The sequence below is a fragment of the Flavobacterium sp. GCM10022190 genome (genome assembly GCF_042656445.1).
Lineage (GTDB): Bacteria > Bacteroidota > Bacteroidia > Flavobacteriales > Flavobacteriaceae > Flavobacterium > Flavobacterium nitratireducens.
In genome coordinates this window covers 73,597-93,131 of the sequence record NZ_JBHSOQ010000005.1, presented here as the reverse complement: position 1 = coordinate 93,131, position 19,535 = coordinate 73,597, and the positions used below count along the sequence as shown (strand labels likewise).

At 33.4% G+C, this 19,535-nt stretch carries 30 protein-coding genes; 1 reads left to right on the top strand and 29 read right to left on the bottom strand.

Features of this window, described 5'->3' with window-relative positions; all coding sequences use genetic code 11:
• Positions 1 to 11: 11 nt before the first annotated feature.
• Positions 12 to 800, bottom strand: a complete 789-nt coding sequence (locus tag ACFPTQ_RS14645; RefSeq protein ID WP_379778411.1) for a polysaccharide biosynthesis/export family protein — start codon at positions 798 to 800, stop codon at positions 12 to 14.
• A gap of 65 nt (positions 801 to 865) precedes the next feature.
• A complete protein-coding gene (recR, locus tag ACFPTQ_RS14640) occupies positions 866 to 1,486 on the bottom strand; it encodes a recombination mediator RecR (protein WP_278036347.1) in 621 nt (206 codons plus the stop codon).
• 143 nt (positions 1,487 to 1,629) lie between these two features.
• Between recR and ACFPTQ_RS14635 the strand changes: the two genes are divergently transcribed.
• Positions 1,630 to 3,135, top strand: a complete 1,506-nt coding sequence (locus tag ACFPTQ_RS14635) for a sodium:solute symporter (RefSeq protein ID WP_379778409.1) — start codon at positions 1,630 to 1,632, stop codon at positions 3,133 to 3,135.
• Between the two features lie 52 nt (positions 3,136 to 3,187).
• On the opposite strand, the gene ACFPTQ_RS14630 is transcribed toward ACFPTQ_RS14635, so the two are convergent.
• From ACFPTQ_RS14630 to rplP, 27 genes are all read right to left on the bottom strand, one after another.
• Positions 3,188 to 3,553, bottom strand: a complete 366-nt coding sequence (locus ACFPTQ_RS14630; RefSeq protein ID WP_379778407.1) for a CoA-binding protein — start codon at positions 3,551 to 3,553, stop codon at positions 3,188 to 3,190.
• Positions 3,554 to 3,610: 57 nt separating this feature from the next.
• Positions 3,611 to 4,543 carry a citrulline utilization hydrolase CtlX gene (gene ctlX, locus ACFPTQ_RS14625; protein WP_379778405.1) on the bottom strand — a complete coding sequence of 311 codons (933 nt, stop codon included), beginning with the start codon at positions 4,541 to 4,543 and terminating at the stop codon, positions 3,611 to 3,613.
• A gap of 22 nt (positions 4,544 to 4,565) precedes the next feature.
• Positions 4,566 to 5,480 carry a dimethylarginine dimethylaminohydrolase family protein gene (locus ACFPTQ_RS14620; protein WP_379778403.1) on the bottom strand — a complete coding sequence of 305 codons (915 nt, stop codon included), beginning with the start codon at positions 5,478 to 5,480 and terminating at the stop codon, positions 4,566 to 4,568.
• Between the two features lie 75 nt (positions 5,481 to 5,555).
• Positions 5,556 to 6,833, bottom strand: coding sequence for a citrate synthase (locus ACFPTQ_RS14615; protein ID WP_278036352.1), 1,278 nt, complete (start codon positions 6,831 to 6,833; stop codon positions 5,556 to 5,558).
• A 151-nt stretch (positions 6,834 to 6,984) separates the two neighbouring features.
• Positions 6,985 to 8,277 carry a phosphopyruvate hydratase gene (gene eno, locus ACFPTQ_RS14610; protein WP_379778401.1) on the bottom strand — a complete coding sequence of 431 codons (1,293 nt, stop codon included), beginning with the start codon at positions 8,275 to 8,277 and terminating at the stop codon, positions 6,985 to 6,987.
• Between the two features lie 214 nt (positions 8,278 to 8,491).
• Complete coding sequence (gene carA, locus ACFPTQ_RS14605; RefSeq protein ID WP_379778399.1) at positions 8,492 to 9,592, bottom strand: glutamine-hydrolyzing carbamoyl-phosphate synthase small subunit; 1,101 nt, start codon at positions 9,590 to 9,592, stop codon at positions 8,492 to 8,494.
• A 183-nt stretch (positions 9,593 to 9,775) separates the two neighbouring features.
• Positions 9,776 to 10,270, bottom strand: coding sequence for a 50S ribosomal protein L17 (rplQ, locus tag ACFPTQ_RS14600; RefSeq protein ID WP_278036355.1), 495 nt, complete (start codon positions 10,268 to 10,270; stop codon positions 9,776 to 9,778).
• 61 nt (positions 10,271 to 10,331) lie between these two features.
• On the bottom strand, positions 10,332 to 11,324 hold the full coding sequence (locus ACFPTQ_RS14595; protein ID WP_278036356.1) for a DNA-directed RNA polymerase subunit alpha: 993 nt from the start codon (positions 11,322 to 11,324) through the stop codon (positions 10,332 to 10,334).
• A 21-nt stretch (positions 11,325 to 11,345) separates the two neighbouring features.
• Complete coding sequence (gene rpsD, locus ACFPTQ_RS14590) at positions 11,346 to 11,951, bottom strand: 30S ribosomal protein S4 (protein ID WP_026714628.1); 606 nt, start codon at positions 11,949 to 11,951, stop codon at positions 11,346 to 11,348.
• Between the two features lie 91 nt (positions 11,952 to 12,042).
• Positions 12,043 to 12,426, bottom strand: coding sequence for a 30S ribosomal protein S11 (gene rpsK / locus ACFPTQ_RS14585; protein ID WP_026714629.1), 384 nt, complete (start codon positions 12,424 to 12,426; stop codon positions 12,043 to 12,045).
• Positions 12,427 to 12,434: 8 nt separating this feature from the next.
• The gene (rpsM, locus tag ACFPTQ_RS14580; RefSeq protein ID WP_278036357.1) at positions 12,435 to 12,809 is read right to left on the bottom strand and encodes a 30S ribosomal protein S13; all 375 of its coding nucleotides are present in this window, start codon (positions 12,807 to 12,809) and stop codon (positions 12,435 to 12,437) included.
• Between the two features lie 2 nt (positions 12,810 to 12,811).
• Positions 12,812 to 12,928, bottom strand: coding sequence for a type B 50S ribosomal protein L36 (gene ykgO / locus ACFPTQ_RS14575; protein WP_002987490.1), 117 nt, complete (start codon positions 12,926 to 12,928; stop codon positions 12,812 to 12,814).
• An 11-nt stretch (positions 12,929 to 12,939) separates the two neighbouring features.
• Positions 12,940 to 13,155 carry a translation initiation factor IF-1 gene (gene infA / locus ACFPTQ_RS14570; protein WP_026714631.1) on the bottom strand — a complete coding sequence of 72 codons (216 nt, stop codon included), beginning with the start codon at positions 13,153 to 13,155 and terminating at the stop codon, positions 12,940 to 12,942.
• Positions 13,156 to 13,159: 4 nt separating this feature from the next.
• On the bottom strand, positions 13,160 to 14,506 hold the full coding sequence (secY, locus tag ACFPTQ_RS14565) for a preprotein translocase subunit SecY (protein WP_278036358.1): 1,347 nt from the start codon (positions 14,504 to 14,506) through the stop codon (positions 13,160 to 13,162).
• Between the two features lie 13 nt (positions 14,507 to 14,519).
• Positions 14,520 to 14,972 carry a 50S ribosomal protein L15 gene (gene rplO / locus ACFPTQ_RS14560; protein ID WP_379778395.1) on the bottom strand — a complete coding sequence of 151 codons (453 nt, stop codon included), beginning with the start codon at positions 14,970 to 14,972 and terminating at the stop codon, positions 14,520 to 14,522.
• A 12-nt stretch (positions 14,973 to 14,984) separates the two neighbouring features.
• Positions 14,985 to 15,167 carry a 50S ribosomal protein L30 gene (gene rpmD / locus ACFPTQ_RS14555; protein WP_026707002.1) on the bottom strand — a complete coding sequence of 61 codons (183 nt, stop codon included), beginning with the start codon at positions 15,165 to 15,167 and terminating at the stop codon, positions 14,985 to 14,987.
• A gap of 11 nt (positions 15,168 to 15,178) precedes the next feature.
• On the bottom strand, positions 15,179 to 15,703 hold the full coding sequence (gene rpsE / locus ACFPTQ_RS14550) for a 30S ribosomal protein S5 (protein ID WP_085949269.1): 525 nt from the start codon (positions 15,701 to 15,703) through the stop codon (positions 15,179 to 15,181).
• A gap of 3 nt (positions 15,704 to 15,706) precedes the next feature.
• The gene (gene rplR, locus ACFPTQ_RS14545) at positions 15,707 to 16,057 is read right to left on the bottom strand and encodes a 50S ribosomal protein L18 (RefSeq protein WP_278036360.1); all 351 of its coding nucleotides are present in this window, start codon (positions 16,055 to 16,057) and stop codon (positions 15,707 to 15,709) included.
• Between the two features lie 11 nt (positions 16,058 to 16,068).
• The gene (gene rplF, locus ACFPTQ_RS14540; protein ID WP_278036361.1) at positions 16,069 to 16,611 is read right to left on the bottom strand and encodes a 50S ribosomal protein L6; all 543 of its coding nucleotides are present in this window, start codon (positions 16,609 to 16,611) and stop codon (positions 16,069 to 16,071) included.
• A gap of 19 nt (positions 16,612 to 16,630) precedes the next feature.
• Entirely contained in the window at positions 16,631 to 17,029 is a 399-nt protein-coding gene (rpsH, locus tag ACFPTQ_RS14535) for a 30S ribosomal protein S8 (RefSeq protein ID WP_278036362.1), read from the bottom strand.
• Between the two features lie 73 nt (positions 17,030 to 17,102).
• The gene (rpsN, locus tag ACFPTQ_RS14530) at positions 17,103 to 17,372 is read right to left on the bottom strand and encodes a 30S ribosomal protein S14 (RefSeq protein ID WP_278036363.1); all 270 of its coding nucleotides are present in this window, start codon (positions 17,370 to 17,372) and stop codon (positions 17,103 to 17,105) included.
• 3 nt (positions 17,373 to 17,375) lie between these two features.
• A complete protein-coding gene (gene rplE / locus ACFPTQ_RS14525) occupies positions 17,376 to 17,927 on the bottom strand; it encodes a 50S ribosomal protein L5 (RefSeq protein WP_066329356.1) in 552 nt (183 codons plus the stop codon).
• Positions 17,928 to 17,929: 2 nt separating this feature from the next.
• Positions 17,930 to 18,244, bottom strand: a complete 315-nt coding sequence (rplX, locus tag ACFPTQ_RS14520; RefSeq protein ID WP_278036364.1) for a 50S ribosomal protein L24 — start codon at positions 18,242 to 18,244, stop codon at positions 17,930 to 17,932.
• 11 nt (positions 18,245 to 18,255) lie between these two features.
• Positions 18,256 to 18,624, bottom strand: coding sequence for a 50S ribosomal protein L14 (gene rplN / locus ACFPTQ_RS14515; protein WP_026714640.1), 369 nt, complete (start codon positions 18,622 to 18,624; stop codon positions 18,256 to 18,258).
• A 2-nt stretch (positions 18,625 to 18,626) separates the two neighbouring features.
• The gene (rpsQ, locus tag ACFPTQ_RS14510; RefSeq protein ID WP_024981515.1) at positions 18,627 to 18,884 is read right to left on the bottom strand and encodes a 30S ribosomal protein S17; all 258 of its coding nucleotides are present in this window, start codon (positions 18,882 to 18,884) and stop codon (positions 18,627 to 18,629) included.
• Positions 18,885 to 18,900: 16 nt separating this feature from the next.
• Complete coding sequence (gene rpmC, locus ACFPTQ_RS14505) at positions 18,901 to 19,092, bottom strand: 50S ribosomal protein L29 (RefSeq protein ID WP_066329359.1); 192 nt, start codon at positions 19,090 to 19,092, stop codon at positions 18,901 to 18,903.
• Positions 19,093 to 19,104: 12 nt separating this feature from the next.
• Positions 19,105 to 19,530 carry a 50S ribosomal protein L16 gene (gene rplP, locus ACFPTQ_RS14500; protein ID WP_008464295.1) on the bottom strand — a complete coding sequence of 142 codons (426 nt, stop codon included), beginning with the start codon at positions 19,528 to 19,530 and terminating at the stop codon, positions 19,105 to 19,107.
• Positions 19,531 to 19,535 lie beyond the last annotated feature (5 nt).

Sequence of the window (19,535 nt, the reverse complement as noted above, 5' to 3'; positions counted from 1 at the left end):
GAAATGTATTTTTATCGCTTCAATAATAATAAAACCGTTGTACCCAGCGATAACAATGAAAATATAGTTCCTAGTGATTCTATACCCGTTTTTCCTGTTCCCCAAGTTTTTTGTTTCAAAGGTTTTACGTATATGTAATCGTTAGGTTGCAAATAATAATAAGGTGAATTGACAACATTTCTGTCTGTCAAGTCAATATCATGCATTTCATTACCTGTAGGTGTTTTTCTAATTATAGTAACCGCTTTTCTATTTCCTAAAAGAGTAATATCGCCTGAATTAGCAATTGCTTCCAAAACGTTAACATGCTCTTGAAACAAAGTTTTTGTTCCTGAACTTCCAACTTCGCCAAGGATAGTATAACGAAAACCTGTTAATTTAACGATTACAAAAATATTGGCCTCTTTTTTAAAATATTCTGCCAATAATTGTTTTTCAATACGTTGTCTTACTTCATCAAGGGTGTACCCAATAACATTCAATTCTCCTAAAACAGGAATTCGGATATTACCATGATCGTCTACTGTAAAACCACTAAAATACAAGGCCGATTCCGACTTAGCAGCACCTCCTTCAGTAGTTGTATTAAACATTTCTACTAATTTGGAATCATTTGCCTTAATATTAATACTTAAAACATCATTGATTTGTAAGCGATAAGGTTTAGCTTGAACTGCCGATATAGAAGTTTCAGTAGCAGTTTCATTTTTATTTTGCAAATAAACTAAGTCACGTGTTGAAATACAAGAAGTAAACAACACACTACAACTTAGCAATAAACCCAATAGATATTTACCCATTTTTCTATTTTAGATAACAAATATAGCTTTTCATTTTGATAATAAAAGCATTGTTCAATAACCAATTAATTATTTTTAATTGCCTTTTCAAATGGCAAACGTTGCAAAATACTTCTGCCAAGCGTTACTTCATCTGCATATTCCAATTCGTCCCCTACGGCAATTCCTCTGGCAATTGTTGAAATCAAAATACCAGAATCGGCTATTTGCTTATAAATATAAAAATTAGTAGTATCGCCTTCCATAGTAGAACTCAACGCAAATATAACTTCAGTTAATTTTCCAGTTTTCACTTTTTCGACTAATGTTGCAATTTTTAACTGACTAGGCCCAACTCCGTCAATAGGTGAAATTTTCCCTCCCAGAACATGATACACGCCTTTAAATTGAGCCGTATTTTCAATAGCCATCACATCACGAATATCTTCAACCACACATACTATTTGATGGTTCCTATTTGGATTGCTACAAATTTCACAAATAGCAGTATCCGAAATATTATGACAACTTTCACAAAACTTAATTTCTTCACGCATAGCCACTAGCGCTTGTGTTAAAAATGAAGTTTGTTCTTTGGGCTGTTTTAACAAATGCAAAACCAATCGCAAGGCTGTTCTCTTACCAATTCCAGGCAATTGCGAAATCTCATTTACTGCTTTTTCTAATAATTTTGAAGAAAATTCCATAGTTGCAAATGTAACAATTTGTTTATTGAAATAATGAATAAATCCAACCAGCCTTCGAAAATTATATTCTGTTTCAATTCAAATGACTAGCCTATAAATTGTTGCCTTAAAAATCGTATTTTGGCAATACTAAAATTATCAAAATGACTCCGGCTGCAATACTTTCTCTTATGGTTATTTACTTTGCAATTTTATTTGCAATTGCCTATTTCACAAGTAAAAACAATAACGGAAATGAAGCGTTCTTTTCGGCTAATAAAAATGCTAAATGGTATTTGGTTGCTTTTGGAATGATTGGAACTGCTTTATCTGGAGTCACCTTCATTTCTGTTCCAGGTGAAGTAGGATCCCCTAATGGAGAACAATTCAAATATTTTCAATTTGTCATAGGCAATGCAATAGGCTTTATCTTAGTGGCAAAAGTTCTACTTCCACTGTATTATCGGATGAATTTGACATCAATTTACACTTACATCGAAAATCGATTAGGTTACTACTCCTACAAAACTGCGGCATCTATTTTCTTAATTAGTAGAACCATTGGCTCATCATTCAGATTGTATTTGGTTGTTATTGTTCTACAACGCTTTGTATTCGATTTTTATCAAATACCTTTTACCGTTACAGTACTTATTGCTTTAGCTTTAATATTCTCTTATACGTATCGTGGAGGACTAAAAACCATAATCATAACCGATACTTTACAAACTTTCTTTTTAGTAAGCGCAGTAGTCTTGACTATTTATTTTATTTGCCAAAGCTTAAATCTTAATTTTATTGAAGCATTCGAAACAATAAAAAAGAGTCAATATTCACAAATTTTCTTTTTTAATGATTTCCAAAACTCTAGATTTCATTTTATCAAACAAATTCTCGGTGGAATTTTTGTAACTATTGCAATGGTAGGACTTGACCAAGATTTGATGCAAAAAAACCTGAGTTGTGCCACTATTGGTGAAGCCCAAAAAAACATGTTTACTTTCACTGGAATTTTCGTAATTATCAATCTATTCTTTTTAAGTGTTGGTGCTTTACTTTATATCTATGCCAACAAAAAAGGCATTGAAATTCCAAAAGATTTAATCACCGGCAAACCAAGAACCGATTTATTATTTCCCGAAATTGCCTTTCATCACCTAAGCTTCATTCCTTCCCTAGTGTTCTTATTGGGCATTACGGCAGCCACTTTTGCCACAACAGATTCTGCTTTAACAGCATTAACCACTTCGTTTTGCGTTGATTTTTTAGATATGAAAAAAAAGAAAAGTTCAAATAATGAAGTGCTTATAAAAACCCGACACTTAATTCATTTAGGCTTTTCATTTTTAATGTTTATCACTATTCTTATTTTTAACACTATCAATGATAACTCAGTTGTAGGCATGATTTTCAGAGTTGCTTCATATACCTATGGACCACTTTTAGGATTGTATTGCTTTGGGTTATTTTGGAAATCAAAAACTGTTAAAGATAAGTTTGTACCCTTTGTATGCCTAACCTCACCCGTAATGAGTTACTTTATAAGCGAAAACTCTACGAATTTATTTGGTTATACTTTCGACAATGAACTCATCATTGTAAACGGTTTACTTACCCTACTAGGATTAGTATTAATTTCCAAGAACACGACTAAACCTGTAAATTATTAAACTAAAAAAGTTATTTCTGCAGAAAATGACTTTTGTAATTATGTCTAATCCACTAAAACTGATTCGTAGACAATAAAACTAAAGTACACGCAACTTCAAATTGTATATCATTTAATTTCAATAATTGATAAAATTCAGGATTCTCAGTTCCAGGATTAAAAACCACCCTTCTGGGTTGTGATTCAATAATATAATTGTAATATTCTCGCTGATTTATTGGATTTAAATACAAACTAACGGTATCGATATTTTTTAAGGGAATGGCTTTTTTATGAATTTTAACCCCAGCAACTTCTCCTGCATCATGACCTATAGCGATTACCGAATGTCCCTTTTGAACTAATGACTTTATAGCCATATTTGAATAACGTTGGGGTTTTATGGAGGCTCCAAGAACCAATGTTTTTTTATTTTTCATCTTTTATTTATAATCAAATAATACCATTACCATTTGAATTCGAGTTCCTATTATAAGTTAGTATTCAAAAAAAATCTCTGCCATCATACAACGAGCACTTCCTCCTCCACAAGTTTCAATAGTATGTAAATCTACATTTAAAATCGTTCCGTATTTCTCTAATTGCTTTTTTTGATTTGCATTTAAAGACTCTAAAGCCGCATTACTCATCACGATAAATCTTTTATCATCGGCACTTGAAACTTCTAATAAATTCCCCGCAAACTGATTCACTTGTTTCTCATTAATTAAAATAATTTCCTTACCATCTGCACGAAGATTATCCAAAACCATTTTACGTTCTTTTTTATCTTCAATCATATCTGCACAAATAACAGCAAAGTGTTCACCAATACTCATCATCACATTGGTGTGATATACTAATTCCTTCTTACCATCAACAGTGTGATAAGCTTCAAATATTACAGGAGCACAATCAAAATCTTCACAAAATTCTATAAAAAGTTCTTCATTAGCTCTTGGCGATAAAGCACAATACGCTTTGGCATTAGCTCTGTCCAAAATCATACTTCCTGTTCCTTCCAGAAACATATTTTCTTCTTCTGCCGAAGTAAAATCAACAATATTCTCGATTACAAAACCTTTCTGCTCTATAATATCTAAAACATCCTCACGACGTTCGGCTCTTCGATTTTCGGCAAACATTGGATACAAAACCACATCACCATTTTCATGAAAGGAAACCCAATTATTTGGAAAAATGCTGTCTGGTGTATCCGTTTCCAAAAGATCATCAACAACCACAACATTTACACCAACAGCTCGAAGTTTCTCAACAAATGCATCAAACTCTTGTTGGGCTTTCGCATTTACTGCAGAAGGAAGCATTTCTCTCAACTCCTTTTGAAAATGATTATTCACTATCGTTTGCTCATTCATTCGGAATGCTACAGGACGAATCATTAAAATCGAATTGGCAACTTGTTTCATTTTCTATTTTTATTTTAAGGAATTAATCTCTAATTAATGGCAAAGTGGAGCAACGCAACAATCCTTCCTGTTTAGCGATTTCCGCATAGGGAATCTCTTCTACCACAAACCCATGAGATCGCAACCATTGATTTAATCTTTTGAATTTTCTTTCCGAAACAACAACATTAGTATCAATCGAAAAAACATTAGAATTCATATTATACATCTCCTGTCTTTTAATATGAAATAAATTTTCTTTACCAAATAAATCAACAAGGTATCTATAATCCGCTTCTTCGCGAAATCCTCTTTTATAGATTATCCCTTTATCTTTTCCAACTGGCTGAAAACAACAATCCAAATGCAAAGCATTATCACGAGCCTCCATTTTTGACTTTATCAAATCAAATTCTTTGACTATTTTATTTGGAAACAAATCCTTTATGAACTGTACCCCTACCATATTCGTTCGGGCAGTAATATAATCTTTATAATCACTCCCTTTATAAGTTCCAATAAAAATATGATCATTCCAAAGCATCACATCTCCCCCTTCAATATGTACTTCTTCTGGAGGACGAACCACTTTACTTGGATCAATAGCGTCAATTATATATTGAATTGCGTCCAATTCACCCTCTCTATCCGGTAAAATATTTGATTTTATAAATATATCATTTATTACAAAACCAATATCTCTTGTGAAAATTTGATTGTAATTTTCAATCAATCTCGGTCTATAGACCTTCACATCGTACTTTAAAAGTACTTTTTCAAAAGCATCCATTTCGGCAACCATATCTTCTTCAATGGGATAGGTTCCTGCTAAAATATGTTCTAAAGATTTAGGATCATAGGCTTCTTCAACCGTTGGTGTTGGACCATTACTATTAGCTATCCCCAATACTACTGTCCTTAATCTAGAAGTTTCATTATTTATTTTTAAAGATATCATTTGGTGCATTTATATACATACAAAGATAAAAAAAGCTTCACGGTTAGGTGAAGCTTCTCTGATTTATCATCTTTATTATTCAGGTCTTTTGAATTCTCTCAACGGAGAACCAGTGTAAATTTGTCTTGGTCTACCAATTGGCTCTTTATTTTCACGCATTTCTTTCCATTGCGCAATCCAACCCGGTAATCTTCCAATTGCAAACATTACTGTAAACATGTCAGTTGGAATACCTAAAGCTCTATATATAATTCCAGAATAGAAATCTACGTTAGGATAAAGATTTCTTGCTTTGAAATACTCATCTTCTAAAGCAGCTGCTTCTAATCTTTTTGCGATATCCAAAATAGGATCATCAACACCTAAAGTTGCTAAAACTTCATTAGCTGCTTTTTTGATAATCTTAGCACGTGGATCGAAATTTTTGTAAACTCTATGTCCGAATCCCATTAATCTAAAAGGATCGTTTTTATCTTTAGCTTTCGCTAAATACTTCTCTGTATCACCACCATTTTGATGAATTTCTTCTAACATTTCTAATACCGCTTGGTTAGCTCCTCCATGTAAAGGTCCCCACAAAGCAGAAACACCAGCAGAAATAGAAGCGAATAAACCAGCATGAGATGAACCAACCATTCTTACTGTAGAAGTAGAACAGTTTTGTTCGTGATCAGCGTGTAAAATAAATAATTTATCAAGTGCCTCAGTAACAACTGGGCTTAATTTGTAAGGCTCTGTAGGCAACTCAAACATTAAACGCATAAAGTTCTCCACATATCCTTTTGTATTATCATAATAATTCAATGGATACCCCATACTTTTTCTGTAAGTCCATGTTGCAATTACCAAGAATTTACCCATTGTTTTACAAACAGCTTGGTATAAATCTTTTTCATTATCAACATTAACTGATTTTGGATTGAAAGCTGTCAAAGCACTTGTTAAAGCAGCTAAAACCCCCATTGGATGAGCTGTTCTTGGAAAGCCATCAATGATTCCTTTCATCTCTTCGTTTACTAAAGAGTGTTTTCTGATATCATTTTCAAATTGTTCTAATTGTGCAGCCGTAGGTAGTTCTCCAAAAATTAAAAGATAAGATACTTCTAAAAAATTAGCTTTATCAGCTAACTCTTCAATTGCGTATCCTCGGTAACGTAAAATTCCTAATTCGCCATCTAAGAATGTAATTCCACTAGTGCAAGAACCTGAATTTTTATAACCTGGATCAATGGTGATTGCCCCTGTTAAATCTCTTAATTTGTTAATATTGATAGCTTCTTCGTTTTCGCTCCCTACAAAAATAGGAAACTCATACTTCTTTCCATCAATTTCTAATATTGCTGTTTTTGACATAATAATTTGAAATAAATCTTTACACTTAATAATTTACCAAATCTAAGGATAATAACGGTAATTAAAAAGAGAAAAAACTAAGGATATTGTTAAATTTAAAAAAAAAGCCATTCATAAAATGAATGGCTTTGCATATAATTAAGTTTAAAACTTATTTTACTTTGAACGCTTTTTTTCCAGGGAAATAAGCAGTAGATCCTAATTCTTCTTCAATTCTAATCAATTGATTGTATTTAGCCATACGATCTGAACGAGAAGCAGAACCTGTTTTAATTTGACCGCAGTTTAAAGCTACAGCTAAATCAGCAATAGTATTATCTTCAGTCTCTCCTGAACGGTGAGACATTACAGAAGTATAACCTGCATTCTTAGCCATATTTACAGCTGCGATAGTTTCTGTCAAAGTTCCAATTTGGTTAACTTTAATAAGGATTGAATTAGCGATACCTTTTTCAATTCCTGTAGATAAACGCTCTACATTAGTAACAAATAAATCATCACCTACTAATTGAACTTTATCTCCAATTTTTTCAGTTAATAATTTCCAACCTTCCCAGTCGTTTTCATCCATACCGTCTTCGATAGAGATAATTGGGTATTTAGAAACTAATTCTGCTAAATATTCTGCTTGTTCAGCTGAAGTTCTTACTTTTCCAGTTTCACCTTCAAATTTAGAATAGTCATATTTACCATCAATATAGAATTCTGCAGAAGCACAATCTAATGCAATCATAATTTCGTCACCGAAAGAATAACCCGCTTTTTCAACAGCTAATTTGATAGTATCTAATGCATCTTCAGTACCACCAGCTAAGTTAGGAGCAAAACCCCCTTCATCACCTACTGCAGTAGAAAGACCTCTATCGTGTAATACTTTTTTCAAGTTATGAAAAATCTCTGTCCCCATTTGCATAGAATGAGAAAAAGAAGTTGCTTTAACTGGGAAAATCATAAACTCTTGGAATGCGATAGGTGCATCAGAGTGAGAACCTCCGTTGATGATATTCATCATAGGAACTGGAAGAGTATTTGCAGAAACACCACCTACATATCGGTATAAAGGCATACTTAATTCATTAGCAGCAGCTTTGGCAACAGCTAAAGAAACACCTAAAATAGCATTAGCTCCTAATTTAGATTTGTTAGGAGTACCATCTAAATCTATCATCATTTGATCGATAAGATTTTGCTCAAAAACAGAAGTTCCTACAAGAGCTTCAGCAATTACAGTATTAACATTGTTCACAGCGTTTAAAACTCCTTTTCCTAAAAAAGCTTTTCCTCCATCACGTAATTCAACAGCTTCATGTTCTCCAGTTGATGCACCAGATGGAACTGCTGCTCTACCTAAAACACCATTGTCTGTAATTACATCCACTTCTACCGTAGGATTACCTCTTGAATCAAGAATTTGTCTTGCATGAATTTTGATAATAATACTCATATTACTTTAGTTTTTAATTTTTAGATTACAAATATATTCTAAGTTTTTTAAACATCGTACTATTTTTTTTAATCTTATCAACGAAAACGTTATAAATTACATTTTTTAAACATAATTTAAAACAAAATTTACAAAATAAAAAAAGGAAAAAAATGGAGTAAAAAAAAGGCTAAACACAAAATGTTTAGCCTAAGATTATGATAATAATGAAATCTTATTTCTTTAAGTTTTCTACAAATTGATCAAACAAATAAGATGAATCATGTGGTCCAGGACTAGCTTCTGGATGGTATTGAACAGAGAAACAGTTCTTGTTTTTCATTCTCATACCGGCCACAGTTCCATCGTTAAGATGTAAGTGCGTAATTTCCATTTCAGGATTAGCTTCCAATTCTTCTCTGTTTACAGCAAAACCATGATTCTGAGAAGTAATCTCCCCTTTACCAGTAATAATATTACTTACTGGATGGTTAATTCCGCGGTGTCCATTAAACATTTTATAAGTAGATATTCCATTTGCTAAACCAATCACTTGGTGCCCTAAACATATTCCAAATAAAGGCTTATCGTTTGCTAAAATTTCTTTTGCCACTTGAATTGCTCCGTCTAATGGTTCTGGATCTCCAGGTCCGTTAGACAAAAAGAAACCATCTGGATTAAAAGATGTTAAATCTGCATAAGTAGAATCATAAGGAAACACCTTAATATAACAATCTCTCTTAGCAAAATTGCGAAGGATATTGGTTTTGATTCCTAAATCTAAAGCTGAGATTTTATAAGTTGCATTTTCATCTCCAAAGAAATAAGGTTCTTTTGTAGATACTTTAGAGGCTAATTCCAAACCTTTCATATCAGGAACCTTGGCTAAAGCCGCTTTTAATTCTTCAACAGGAGTCCCATCTGTACAAATAACAGAATTCATGGCTCCATTTTCTCTAATATAACTTACTAAAGCACGAGTATCTACATCAGAAATACAAATTAAATTATGCTTAATAAAATAATCTTCTAAACTTCCTGAAGCTCCTTCTCTAGAATAGTTGAAACTAAAATTTTTACAAACCAAACCAGCAATTTTAATTCCGTTTGATTCAACTTCCTCGTCATTAACACCATAATTTCCAATATGGGGATTTGTAGCCACCATGATTTGTCCATAATAAGACGGATCAGTAAAAATTTCTTGATAACCGGTCATTCCCGTATTAAAACAAACCTCACCAAAAGTGGTTCCGCTGATTCCGATAGATTTTCCGTGGAATATAGTCCCATCACTTAATAATAGGATGGCGCTTTTTCTTGTTGTGTATTTCATTTGTAGATAAATATGGTGCAAATTTAATTCATTAAAGCAGTGAAAGCAACAATTTTAAAAATTATTTTAAAAGAGCACTAACTACACTTTCACTCCTCCATTTTATGTAATAAAAAAACAAAAAAAAAGGATAAACTAAAAAAATAGCTTATCCTTGATTTTATTGAATGATTATATTCATAATTATTCAGTAGCTTCAGCAGTAGTGTCAGTTTCAGCAGCTGGAGCTTCAGTAGCTGGAGCTTCTTCAGCTTTCTTAGCTTTACCACCACGACGGCTTTTTGCCTTTTTAACTTCTTTTTTACCTCCGTTGTAAAGTTCGTTAAAATCTACTAATTCGATCATTGCCATATCAGCATTATCTCCTAAACGATTTCCAACTTTAATGATACGAGTGTATCCTCCTGGACGGTCACCAACTTTAGCAGCTACATCTCTGAATAAATCAGTAACAGCATACTTGCTTCTTAAGTTAGCAAAAACAATACGACGATTGTGAGTCGTATCATTTTTAGATTTTGTTATAAGCGGCTCAACAAATTGTTTAAGTGCTTTAGCTTTAGCAACAGTTGTATTGATACGTTTGTGCTCAATTAGAGAACAAGCCATATTAGCTAACATAGCTTTTCTATGAGCTGTCTGTCTGCTTAAGTGATTGATTTTCTTTCCGTGTCTCATGACGTTGTTTTTTAATCTTCATCTTGCTCAATCCACTTTGGAGAGCAAACTATGAAGTAATTTATTCTTTATCTAATTTGTATTTCGTTAAATCCATCCCGAAAGTCAAATTTTTAACAGCTACAAGTTCATCTAGCTCAGTTAAAGATTTTTTACCGAAGTTACGGAACTTCATTAAGTCATTTTTATTGAATGATACTAAATCACCAAGAGTATCAACTTCAGCCGCTTTCAAACAATTTAAGGCTCTTACAGATAAGTCCATATCAACAAGCTTAGTTTTAAGCAATTGTCTCATATGTAATGATTCTTCATCATATGACTCTGTTTGTGCAATTTCATCAGCCTCAAGTGTAATTCTTTCATCAGAGAACAACATGAAATGGTGGATTAGAACCTTAGCAGCTTCAGTTAGCGCATCTTTTGGATTAATAGAACCATCAGTTTTAATTTCAAAAACTAATTTTTCATAATCTGTTTTTTGCTCAACACGGAAGTTTTCAATAGCATATTTTACATTCTTTACTGGTGTAAAGATAGAATCTGTAAAAATGGTTCCAATTGCAGCATTTTGTTTTTTGTTCTCTTCAGCAGGAACATATCCTCTACCTTTCTCGATTGTCAAATCAAAGTTTAATTTGATTTTTGAATCTAAATTACAGATAACCAATTCTGGATTCAAAACTTGGAAACCTGAAATAAATTTTTGGAAGTCACCAGCTGTTAATTGATCTTTTCCTGAAACAGAAATTGAAACTGACTCATTGTCAATATCTTCAATTTGACGTTTAAAACGTACTTGTTTAAGATTAAGGATAATCTCGGTAACATCCTCAACAACTCCTGAAATAGTAGAAAACTCATGATCTACACCTTCTATGCGAACAGATGTAATTGCATAACCTTCCAATGCTGAAAGCAAAACTCTTCTAAGTGCATTACCAACAGTCAATCCATAACCAGGTTCTAAAGGTCTAAATTCGAATTTACCTTCAAAATCGGTTGAATCGATCATGATAACTTTATCGGGCTTTTGAAAATTAAATATTGCCATAAATTTCGACTAAGTCAATTATTATTTGTTGTACAACTCTACGATTAATTGTTCTTTAATGTTTTCTGGAATTTGAATTCTAGCAGGTACAGCTACGAAAGTACCTTCTTTAGTATCATTGTTCCAAGTAATCCATTCATAAACTTGACTTGAATTAGATAAAGAACGTTCGATAGCTTCTAATGATTTAGATTTTTCACGAACTGCAACTTTATCACCAGGCTTTAGGTGGTAAGAAGGAATATTTACAACTTCACCATTAACAGTAATGTGTCTGTGAGAAACTAATTGTCTAGCACCTCTTCTAGATGGAGCAATTCCCATTCTGAACACAACGTTATCTAATCTTGCTTCACATAATTGTAAAAGAACCTCACCAGTAACACCTTTAGTAGCTGATGCTTTTTTGAATAAACCTCTGAATTGTTTTTCTAAAATTCCATAAGAATATTTAGCTTTTTGCTTCTCCATTAATTGGATAGCGTACTCAGATTTTTTACCTCTTTTTTTAGCCATCCCGTGTTGCCCAGGAGGGTAATTTCTTTTTTCGAAAGCTCTATCGTCTCCGAAAATCGCTTCACCAAATTTACGAGCGATTCTAGTTTTAGGACCAGTATATCTTGCCATTTCTAAATGAATTAATTAAGGTAGAGATTATGAATTCAGGTCAAATCCTTCGATAATCTATTTTCTACCTAGTTATACTTAAATTAAATTATTAAACTCTACGTCTCTTTGGAGGACGACATCCGTTGTGTGGCATTGGAGTAACGTCGATAATTTCAGTTACTTCGATTCCACCGTTATGAATAGAACGGATAGCAGACTCACGTCCGTTACCTGGTCCTTTTACATAAACCTTAACTTTTTTCAATCCAGCTTCAAGAGCTACTTTACTACAATCTTCTGCGGCCATTTGAGCTGCGTATGGAGTGTTCTTTTTAGAACCTCTAAAACCCATTTTACCAGCTGAAGACCAAGAAATAACTTCACCTTTTTTGTTAGTCAAAGAAATGATGATGTTATTGAAGGTAGCAGAAATATGAGCTTCTCCCGTTGATTCAACGATAACTTTACGTTTTTTTGTAGTTGCTTTAGCCATATTACTTATTATTTAGTTGCTTTTTTCTTGTTAGCAACAGTTTTTCTTTTACCTTTTCTAGTTCTAGAGTTATTCTTAGTTCTTTGTCCTCTTAATGGAAGACCAGATCTATGACGGATACCTCTATAACATCCAATATCCATTAAACGTTTGATGTTCAAAGAAATTTCTGAACGCAATTCACCTTCAATTTTGAAAGCTGAAACAGCCTCACGGATTGCTCCAATCTCGTCGTCATTCCAATCTTGAACTTTCTTGTCTTGGCTAACTTGAGCTTTCTCTAAAATCTCTATAGCTCTACTTTTTCCTAATCCGAAGATGTAGGTAAGTGCAATAACACCTCTCTTGTTTTTTGGGATATCTACCCCTGCTATTCTTGCCATAATTATCCTTGTCTTTGTTTAAATCTAGGATTCTTTTTGTTTATTACGTATAATCTTCCTTTTCTACGTACGATAATGCACTCGGCACTTCTCTTTTTTACTGATGCTCTTACTTTCATTGTGAATATCTTTAATATCTATAAGTAATTCTTGCTTTTGACAAATCGTAAGGACTCATTTCTAATTTCACTTTATCACCAGGTAATAATTTGATGTAATGCATACGCATTTTTCCAGAAATATGAGCAATTACAACGTGTCCATTCTCTAATTCTACACGGAACATTGCATTAGATAATGCTTCAATGATTGATCCGTCTTGTTCTATTGCTGATTGTTTTGCCATAATATTAAGCTACTGCTTTTCTATTTTTTCCGCTTTTCATTAAACCATCATAATGTTTATTCAACAAGTATGAATTGATTTGTTGAATTGTGTCAATTGCAACACCTACCATAATAATTAATGAGGTACCTCCAAAAAACATTGCCCAAGATTGTTGAACATCCATAAGACTTACAACTATGGCTGGGAACACAGCTATTAGAGCAAGAAATAAAGAACCTGGAAAAGTTATCAAAGACATCACTTTGTCAAGAAAATCAGAAGTTTCAGCTCCTGGTCTTACACCCGGAATAAAACCACCACTTCTTTTAAGATCATCTGACATCTTATTAGTAGGAACTGTAATTGCAGTATAAAAGTAAGTAAACACAATAATTAATAAAGCGAATACAAAATTATACCAAAAACCGAACATATTACTAAAAGCACCTACAATAGATTGTGAAGCATCGGATTTTGACAATCCTGCCAAAGCAGCAGGTATAAACATAATTGCTTGTGCAAAAATGATAGGCATAACCCCAGAAGCATTAAGCTTTAAAGGAATCCATTGTCTATTTCCACCTAACATATCTTGTTCAAAATCACCAGAAGCAGTACGACGAGCATACTGAACTGGTATTTTTCGAATAGCCATAGTTAGCAATACACATGCAATGATAACTAAAAGCCAAATAATTATTTCAAGTACTAACAACATTGGACCTCCATTGTTGTTTGTAACTCTAGTTGTAAATTCTTGAATAAACGCCTGAGGAAATCTTGCCAAGATACCCACCATAATTAAAAGTGAGATACCATTTCCGATTCCTTTATCAGTTATTTTTTCTCCCAACCACATGGCAAAAATTGTACCTGTAACTAAGATAATTACTGAAGAAAATAAGAATTCAAAAGAATTAAAACCTAATAAAAATGCACTTCCTGGTAGCGTTCTGTAAAGATTATATATATACGTAGGTCCTTGAACTAAAGTAATTACAATAGTCAACCAACGTGTAATTTGGTTAATCTTTTTTCTACCACTTTCTCCATCACTTTGTAATTTTTGCAAATAAGGAATAGCAATTCCCATAAGCTGTACAACGATAGATGCAGAAATATAAGGCATAATCCCTAAAGCAAAAACTGACGCTTTAGAAAAAGCTCCTCCAGTAAACATATCTAAAATAGACCCAATACCTTTTTCGGTTTGGCCAGCTAAACTGTTTAATTGTGTAGCGTCAATTCCTGGAAGAGTAACGTGTGCTCCAAAACGATAAACTAATAAAAGACCTAATGTAATAAGGATTCTATTTTTTAGTTCCTCGATTTTCCAAACATTACTTAATGATTCAAAAAATTTCTTCATACTAATTGAAAAATTATAGTGTTACAGCTTCTCCACCAACAGCTTCGATAGCCGCTTTTGCAGTAGCAGTAAATTTGTGAGCAGATACTTTTAATTTAGCTTTCAATTCTCCTCTTCCTAAAATCTTTACAATCTCGTTTTTAGTAGCCAAACGGTTTTCAACATAAACTGCCATATCAACAGTATCTGTAACAATTCCATTATCAACTAATAATTGAAGCGTATCAAGATTTACACCTTCGTATTCTTTACGATTGATGTTTTTAAAACCAAACTTAGGTACACGTCTTTGAAGAGGCATTTGACCTCCTTCAAAACCAATCTTTTTAGAATATCCAGAACGAGATTTAGCTCCTTTGTGTCCACGTGCAGCAGTACCACCTTTTCCAGAACCTTCTCCTCTACCAACTCTCTTATTTTGATTGTGTGTTGACCCTTCAGCTGGTTGTAAGTTACTTAAATTCATAACAGTTATTTGTTATTTAGCTTCTTCTACAGAAACTAAGTGTTTAACTTTGTTTATCATCCCAAGGATTGCAGGGTTTGAGTCATGCTCTACAACTTGACCCATTTTACGTAGACCTAAAGCCTCTAATCCTCTTTTTTGATCAAGTGGACAGTTGATTTTACTTCTAACTTGTTTTACTAATAATTTAGCCATAATTTCCTTGATTAACCTTTAAAAACTTTTTCTAAAGATACTCCTCTTTGTTTTGCAACGGTGTGAGCACTTCTCATTTGTAATAAAGCATCAAAAGTTGCTTTCACTACGTTGTGAGGATTTGACGATCCTTGAGATTTTGACAATACATCGTGAATACCTACTGATTCAAGAACTGAACGAACAGCTCCACCAGCAATAACTCCTGTACCATGAGAAGCAGGAATTAAAAATACACGTGCACCACCAAATTTACCTTTTTGTTCGTGAGGAACTGATTGACCATTCAAAGGAATTCTAACTAAGTTTTTCTTAGCATCTTCTACTGCTTTCGCAATTGCTTCAGAAACGTCTTTAGATTTTCCTAATCCGTGACCAACTACTCCGTTTTCATCACCTACAACTACAATAGCAGAAAAACCAAAAGCTCTACCTCCTTTTGTAACTTTAGTAACACGATTTACACTTACCAGACGATCTTTAAGTTCAAGACCACTTGGTTTTACTAATTCTACATTTTTGTATTTAGACATAATATATTAGAATTTAAGTCCAGCGGCTCTTGCGCCTTCTGCTAATGATTTTATACGACCGTGGTATAAGTATCCTCCTCTATCGAATTTCACTGTATCTACCCCAGCTTTTAACGCTTTTTCAGCAACCAATTTTCCAACTGCAGCTGCAACTTCAACGTTAGTACCTTTTCCTATTTCTTTCTCTCTTGAAGAAGCAGATAATAATGTAACTCCGTTTACGTCATCAATTAATTGAGCATAAATTTCTTTGTTACTTCTAAATACAGATAATCTTGGGCTAGTAGCAGTACCACTTACCGTTTTTCTGATTCTGAATCTGATTCTCTGTCTTCTTTCAGGTTTTGTTAATGACATAATCTTATTTTTTAAGCTGATTTACCTGCTTTTCTTCTTAATACTTCACCTACAAATTTAACACCTTTTCCTTTATATGGCTCTGGTCTACGGAATCCTCTGATTTTCGCAGCTACAGCTCCTAAAAGTTGTTTATCATAAGATGTTAATTTTACGATTGGGTTCTTACCTTTTTCAGATATAGTTTCAACAATTACTTCTGGAGCAACTTCTAAAACAATATTGTGAGAAAATCCAAGAGCTAAATCTAATTTTTGTCCTTGGTTAGAAGCTCTATAACCTACTCCAACCAATTCTAAAGATTTAGTAAATCCATCAGTTACACCAACAATCATGTTATTGATTAAAGATCTGTACAAACCATGTTTTGCTCTTTGATCTTTGTGATCAGATGATCTTTCTACTAAAACTTGATCACCTTCAACTTTTACAGTTACATCCGAAAACTCCTGTGTTAGTTGACCATTTTTTCCTTTTACTGTAATAATACCGTCTTTAACTTCTACAGTTACTCCAGCAGGGATTACAATTGGGCTTTTTCCTATTCTTGACATCTTAATAAGTCTTTTTAAATTAGTATACGTAGCAAATTACTTCACCACCTACATTTAATTGCTTAGCTTTCTTTCCAGTCATCAAACCTTTTGATGTAGAAACAATAGCAATACCCAATCCGTTAAGGATTCTAGGAATGTTTGCAGAACTTGAATATTTACGCAAACCTGGCTTACTAATTCTTTGGATATCTTTAATAACTGGCTCTTTAGTATCTTTATCGTACTTCAAAGCAATCTTGATAGAACCTTGTACTGTGTTCTGCTCAAATTTGTAACTTAAGATATAACCTTGATCAAATAAAATCTTAGTTATCTCTTTTTTTAGATTAGATGCCGGAATTTCAACAACTTTGTGGTTTGCAGCCACAGCGTTTCTAACTCGCGTTAAATAATCTGCAATAGGATCTGTATTCATATTTATTAATTTGCGGTTATGGTTTTCTCCGAGTCTCTCTCATCGAACCTTTAACCAATTAAAACTCAATTTGTTACCAGCTTGCTTTTTTAACTCCTGGTATCAATCCATTATTAGCCATTTCACGGAAAGTTACACGTGAAATACCGAATTGACGCATGTACCCTCTTGGTCTTCCTGTTAATTTACAACGATTGTGTAAACGAACTGGTGAAGCATTTTTTGGTAATTTTTGCAAACCTACGAAATCCCCAGCTTCTAACAAAGCTTTTCTTTTCTCAGCATACTTTTCTACCGTTTTTTGTCTCTTAACCTCGCGGGCTTTCATTGATTCTTTAGCCATGTCTTAATTCTTTTTAAAAGGTAAACCTAATTCAGCCAATAATGACTTTGCTTCTTTGTCTGTTTGAGCAGTAGTAACAAAAGTGATATCCATTCCTGAAATCTTGTTCACTTTGTCAATATCAATTTCTGGGAAAATGATTTGCTCTAATACTCCAAGATTGTAGTTTCCTCTTCCATCAAAACCTGTAGCTTTGATTCCGTTAAAATCTCTTACACGTGGTAAAGCTGAAGTAATCAATCTATCTAAGAATTCATACATTCTTTCTCCACGCAAAGTAACTTTTGCTCCAATAGGCATTCCTTTTCTCAATTTGAAAGACGCAACGTCTTTCTTAGAGATTGTAGAAACTGCTTTTTGTCCAGTGATCTTTGTTAATTCCTCAACAGCATAGTCGATTAATTTTTTATCAGATACAGCTGCACCAACTCCACGGCTCAAAACGATTTTTTCCAATTTAGGAACTTGCATTACGTTTTTGTAACCGAATTCTTCAGTAAGAGCAGAGATTACTCTACTCTTATATTCTTCTTTTAATCTAGGTATATAAGCCATTACTATAGTACTTGATTAGATTTTTTTGAAAATCTTACTTTCTTATCTCCTTCAACTCTTATACCTACTCTAGTTGTTTCCTTTGTTTTAGGATCAATTAAAGAGATATTAGAAATTTGAATTGGAGCTTCCTTTTTAACGATTCCTCCTTGAGGATTTTTTGCACTTGGTTTAGTGTGTTTAGACACCAAGTTTACACCTTCAACAATCGCTTTGTTTTTCTCACGGTCAACACGTAATACTTTACCTTCAGCACCTTTGTGATCTCCAGCAATTACTCTTACAATGTCACCTGATTTTATTTTTAGCTTTATCATCTTATAACGAATTAAAGCACTTCTGGTGCTAATGATACAATTTTCATGAATTGTTTTTCACGAAGTTCTCTTGCTACCGGACCAAAAACACGAGTTCCTCTCATTTCTCCTGCTGCATTTAATAAAACACAAGCATTGTCATCGAAACGAATGTAAGAACCATCAGCTCTTCTCACTTCTTTTTTGGTACGTACAACAACTGCAGTTGATACAGCTCCTTTTTTCACGTTTCCGTTTGGAGTTGAATCTTTGATAGATACTACAATCTTATCACCAACAGAGGCATATCTTCTTTTAGTACCTCCTAAAACACGGATAGTTAAAACTTCTTTAGCTCCTGTGTTATCTGCTACTTTTAGTCTTGATTCTTGTTGTACCATAATTATTTAGCTCTTTCTAGGATTTCAACTAATCTCCAACATTTTGATTTACTTAAAGGACGCGTTTCGCTAATTCTTACAGTATCTCCAATGTTACAGTCGTTTGTTTCGTCATGTGCAACAAATTTCTTTGTTTTCAATACGAACTTACCGTATAATGGGTGTTTTACTTTAGTTACTTGTGCAACAACAATAGATTTATCCATTTTGTTTGAAGTAACAACCCCGATTCTTTCTTTTCTTAAATTTCTTTTTTCCATCTTTCGCAGATTACAATTATTGCACCTCTCTTTTAGTAAGCTCAGTAGCCAATCTCGCAACTGTTCTTCTTAAACTTCTAATTTGAAGTGGATTTTCAATTGGAGATATTGCGTGAGCCATTTTTAGGTCAGCATATCTTTTCTTAGCTTGGCTAAGATTTTCTTGCAACTGTGCTGCAGAAAGATCTTTTATTTCTGATTGTTTCATAATAATATAAGATTATGCTTCGAAATCTCTAGCAACAACGAATTTAGTTTTAACTGGTAGTTTTTGTGCTGCAAGACGTAAAGCCTCTTTTGCAACTGACAATGGAACACCACCAACTTCAAACATAATTCTTCCAGGTTTAACAACGGCAGCCCAGTATTCTACTGCTCCTTTTCCTTTACCCATACGTACCTCTAGAGGTTTCTTAGTAATTGGCTTGTCTGGAAATATTTTAATCCATAATTGTCCCTCTCTTTTCATGTAACGAGTTGCAGCAATACGCGCAGCTTCGATTTGACGAGAAGTTAAGAACATACCATCTTCATGAACAGATTTAATACCAAACATTCCGTTAGAAAGTTCATGCCCTCTTTGAGAGTTACCTTTCATTCTACCTTTTTGTACCTTACGGTATTTTGTTCTTTTAGGCTGTAACATTTTTC

Coding starts and splice junctions, on each gene's coding strand:
- rplP (WP_008464295.1), bottom strand. CDS start 19,530: ATGTTACAGCCTAAAAGAACAAAATACCGTAAGGTACAAAAAGGTAGA.
- rplO (WP_379778395.1), bottom strand. CDS start 14,972: ATGAATTTAAGTAACTTACAACCAGCTGAAGGGTCAACACACAATCAA.
- rpmD (WP_026707002.1), bottom strand. CDS start 15,167: ATGGCTAAATTATTAGTAAAACAAGTTAGAAGTAAAATCAACTGTCCA.
- ykgO (WP_002987490.1), bottom strand. CDS start 12,928: ATGAAAGTAAGAGCATCAGTAAAAAAGAGAAGTGCCGAGTGCATTATC.
- recR (WP_278036347.1), bottom strand. CDS start 1,486: ATGGAATTTTCTTCAAAATTATTAGAAAAAGCAGTAAATGAGATTTCG.
- ACFPTQ_RS14615 (WP_278036352.1), bottom strand. CDS start 6,833: ATGTCAAAAACAGCAATATTAGAAATTGATGGAAAGAAGTATGAGTTT.
- rpsK (WP_026714629.1), bottom strand. CDS start 12,426: ATGGCTAAAGCAACTACAAAAAAACGTAAAGTTATCGTTGAATCAACG.
- rplF (WP_278036361.1), bottom strand. CDS start 16,611: ATGTCAAGAATAGGAAAAAGCCCAATTGTAATCCCTGCTGGAGTAACT.
- rpmC (WP_066329359.1), bottom strand. CDS start 19,092: ATGAAACAATCAGAAATAAAAGATCTTTCTGCAGCACAGTTGCAAGAA.
- ACFPTQ_RS14635 (WP_379778409.1), top strand. CDS start 1,630: ATGACTCCGGCTGCAATACTTTCTCTTATGGTTATTTACTTTGCAATT.
- rpsN (WP_278036363.1), bottom strand. CDS start 17,372: ATGGCTAAAGAATCAATGAAAGCCCGCGAGGTTAAGAGACAAAAAACG.
- rpsD (WP_026714628.1), bottom strand. CDS start 11,951: ATGGCAAGATATACTGGTCCTAAAACTAGAATCGCTCGTAAATTTGGT.
- rpsQ (WP_024981515.1), bottom strand. CDS start 18,884: ATGGAAAAAAGAAATTTAAGAAAAGAAAGAATCGGGGTTGTTACTTCA.
- rplR (WP_278036360.1), bottom strand. CDS start 16,057: ATGTCATTAACAAAACCTGAAAGAAGACAGAGAATCAGATTCAGAATC.
- rpsM (WP_278036357.1), bottom strand. CDS start 12,809: ATGGCAAGAATAGCAGGGGTAGATATCCCAAAAAACAAGAGAGGTGTT.
- rpsH (WP_278036362.1), bottom strand. CDS start 17,029: ATGAATACAGATCCTATTGCAGATTATTTAACGCGAGTTAGAAACGCT.
- eno (WP_379778401.1), bottom strand. CDS start 8,277: ATGAGTATTATTATCAAAATTCATGCAAGACAAATTCTTGATTCAAGA.
- ctlX (WP_379778405.1), bottom strand. CDS start 4,543: ATGAAACAAGTTGCCAATTCGATTTTAATGATTCGTCCTGTAGCATTC.
- ACFPTQ_RS14630 (WP_379778407.1), bottom strand. CDS start 3,553: ATGAAAAATAAAAAAACATTGGTTCTTGGAGCCTCCATAAAACCCCAA.
- rplE (WP_066329356.1), bottom strand. CDS start 17,927: ATGGCTTATATACCTAGATTAAAAGAAGAATATAAGAGTAGAGTAATC.
- rplX (WP_278036364.1), bottom strand. CDS start 18,244: ATGATAAAGCTAAAAATAAAATCAGGTGACATTGTAAGAGTAATTGCT.
- rplQ (WP_278036355.1), bottom strand. CDS start 10,270: ATGAGACACGGAAAGAAAATCAATCACTTAAGCAGACAGACAGCTCAT.
- rplN (WP_026714640.1), bottom strand. CDS start 18,624: ATGGTACAACAAGAATCAAGACTAAAAGTAGCAGATAACACAGGAGCT.
- infA (WP_026714631.1), bottom strand. CDS start 13,155: ATGGCAAAACAATCAGCAATAGAACAAGACGGATCAATCATTGAAGCA.
- ACFPTQ_RS14645 (WP_379778411.1), bottom strand. CDS start 800: ATGGGTAAATATCTATTGGGTTTATTGCTAAGTTGTAGTGTGTTGTTT.
- ACFPTQ_RS14620 (WP_379778403.1), bottom strand. CDS start 5,480: ATGATATCTTTAAAAATAAATAATGAAACTTCTAGATTAAGGACAGTA.
- carA (WP_379778399.1), bottom strand. CDS start 9,592: ATGAAATACACAACAAGAAAAAGCGCCATCCTATTATTAAGTGATGGG.
- secY (WP_278036358.1), bottom strand. CDS start 14,506: ATGAAGAAATTTTTTGAATCATTAAGTAATGTTTGGAAAATCGAGGAA.
- ACFPTQ_RS14595 (WP_278036356.1), bottom strand. CDS start 11,324: ATGGCAATATTTAATTTTCAAAAGCCCGATAAAGTTATCATGATCGAT.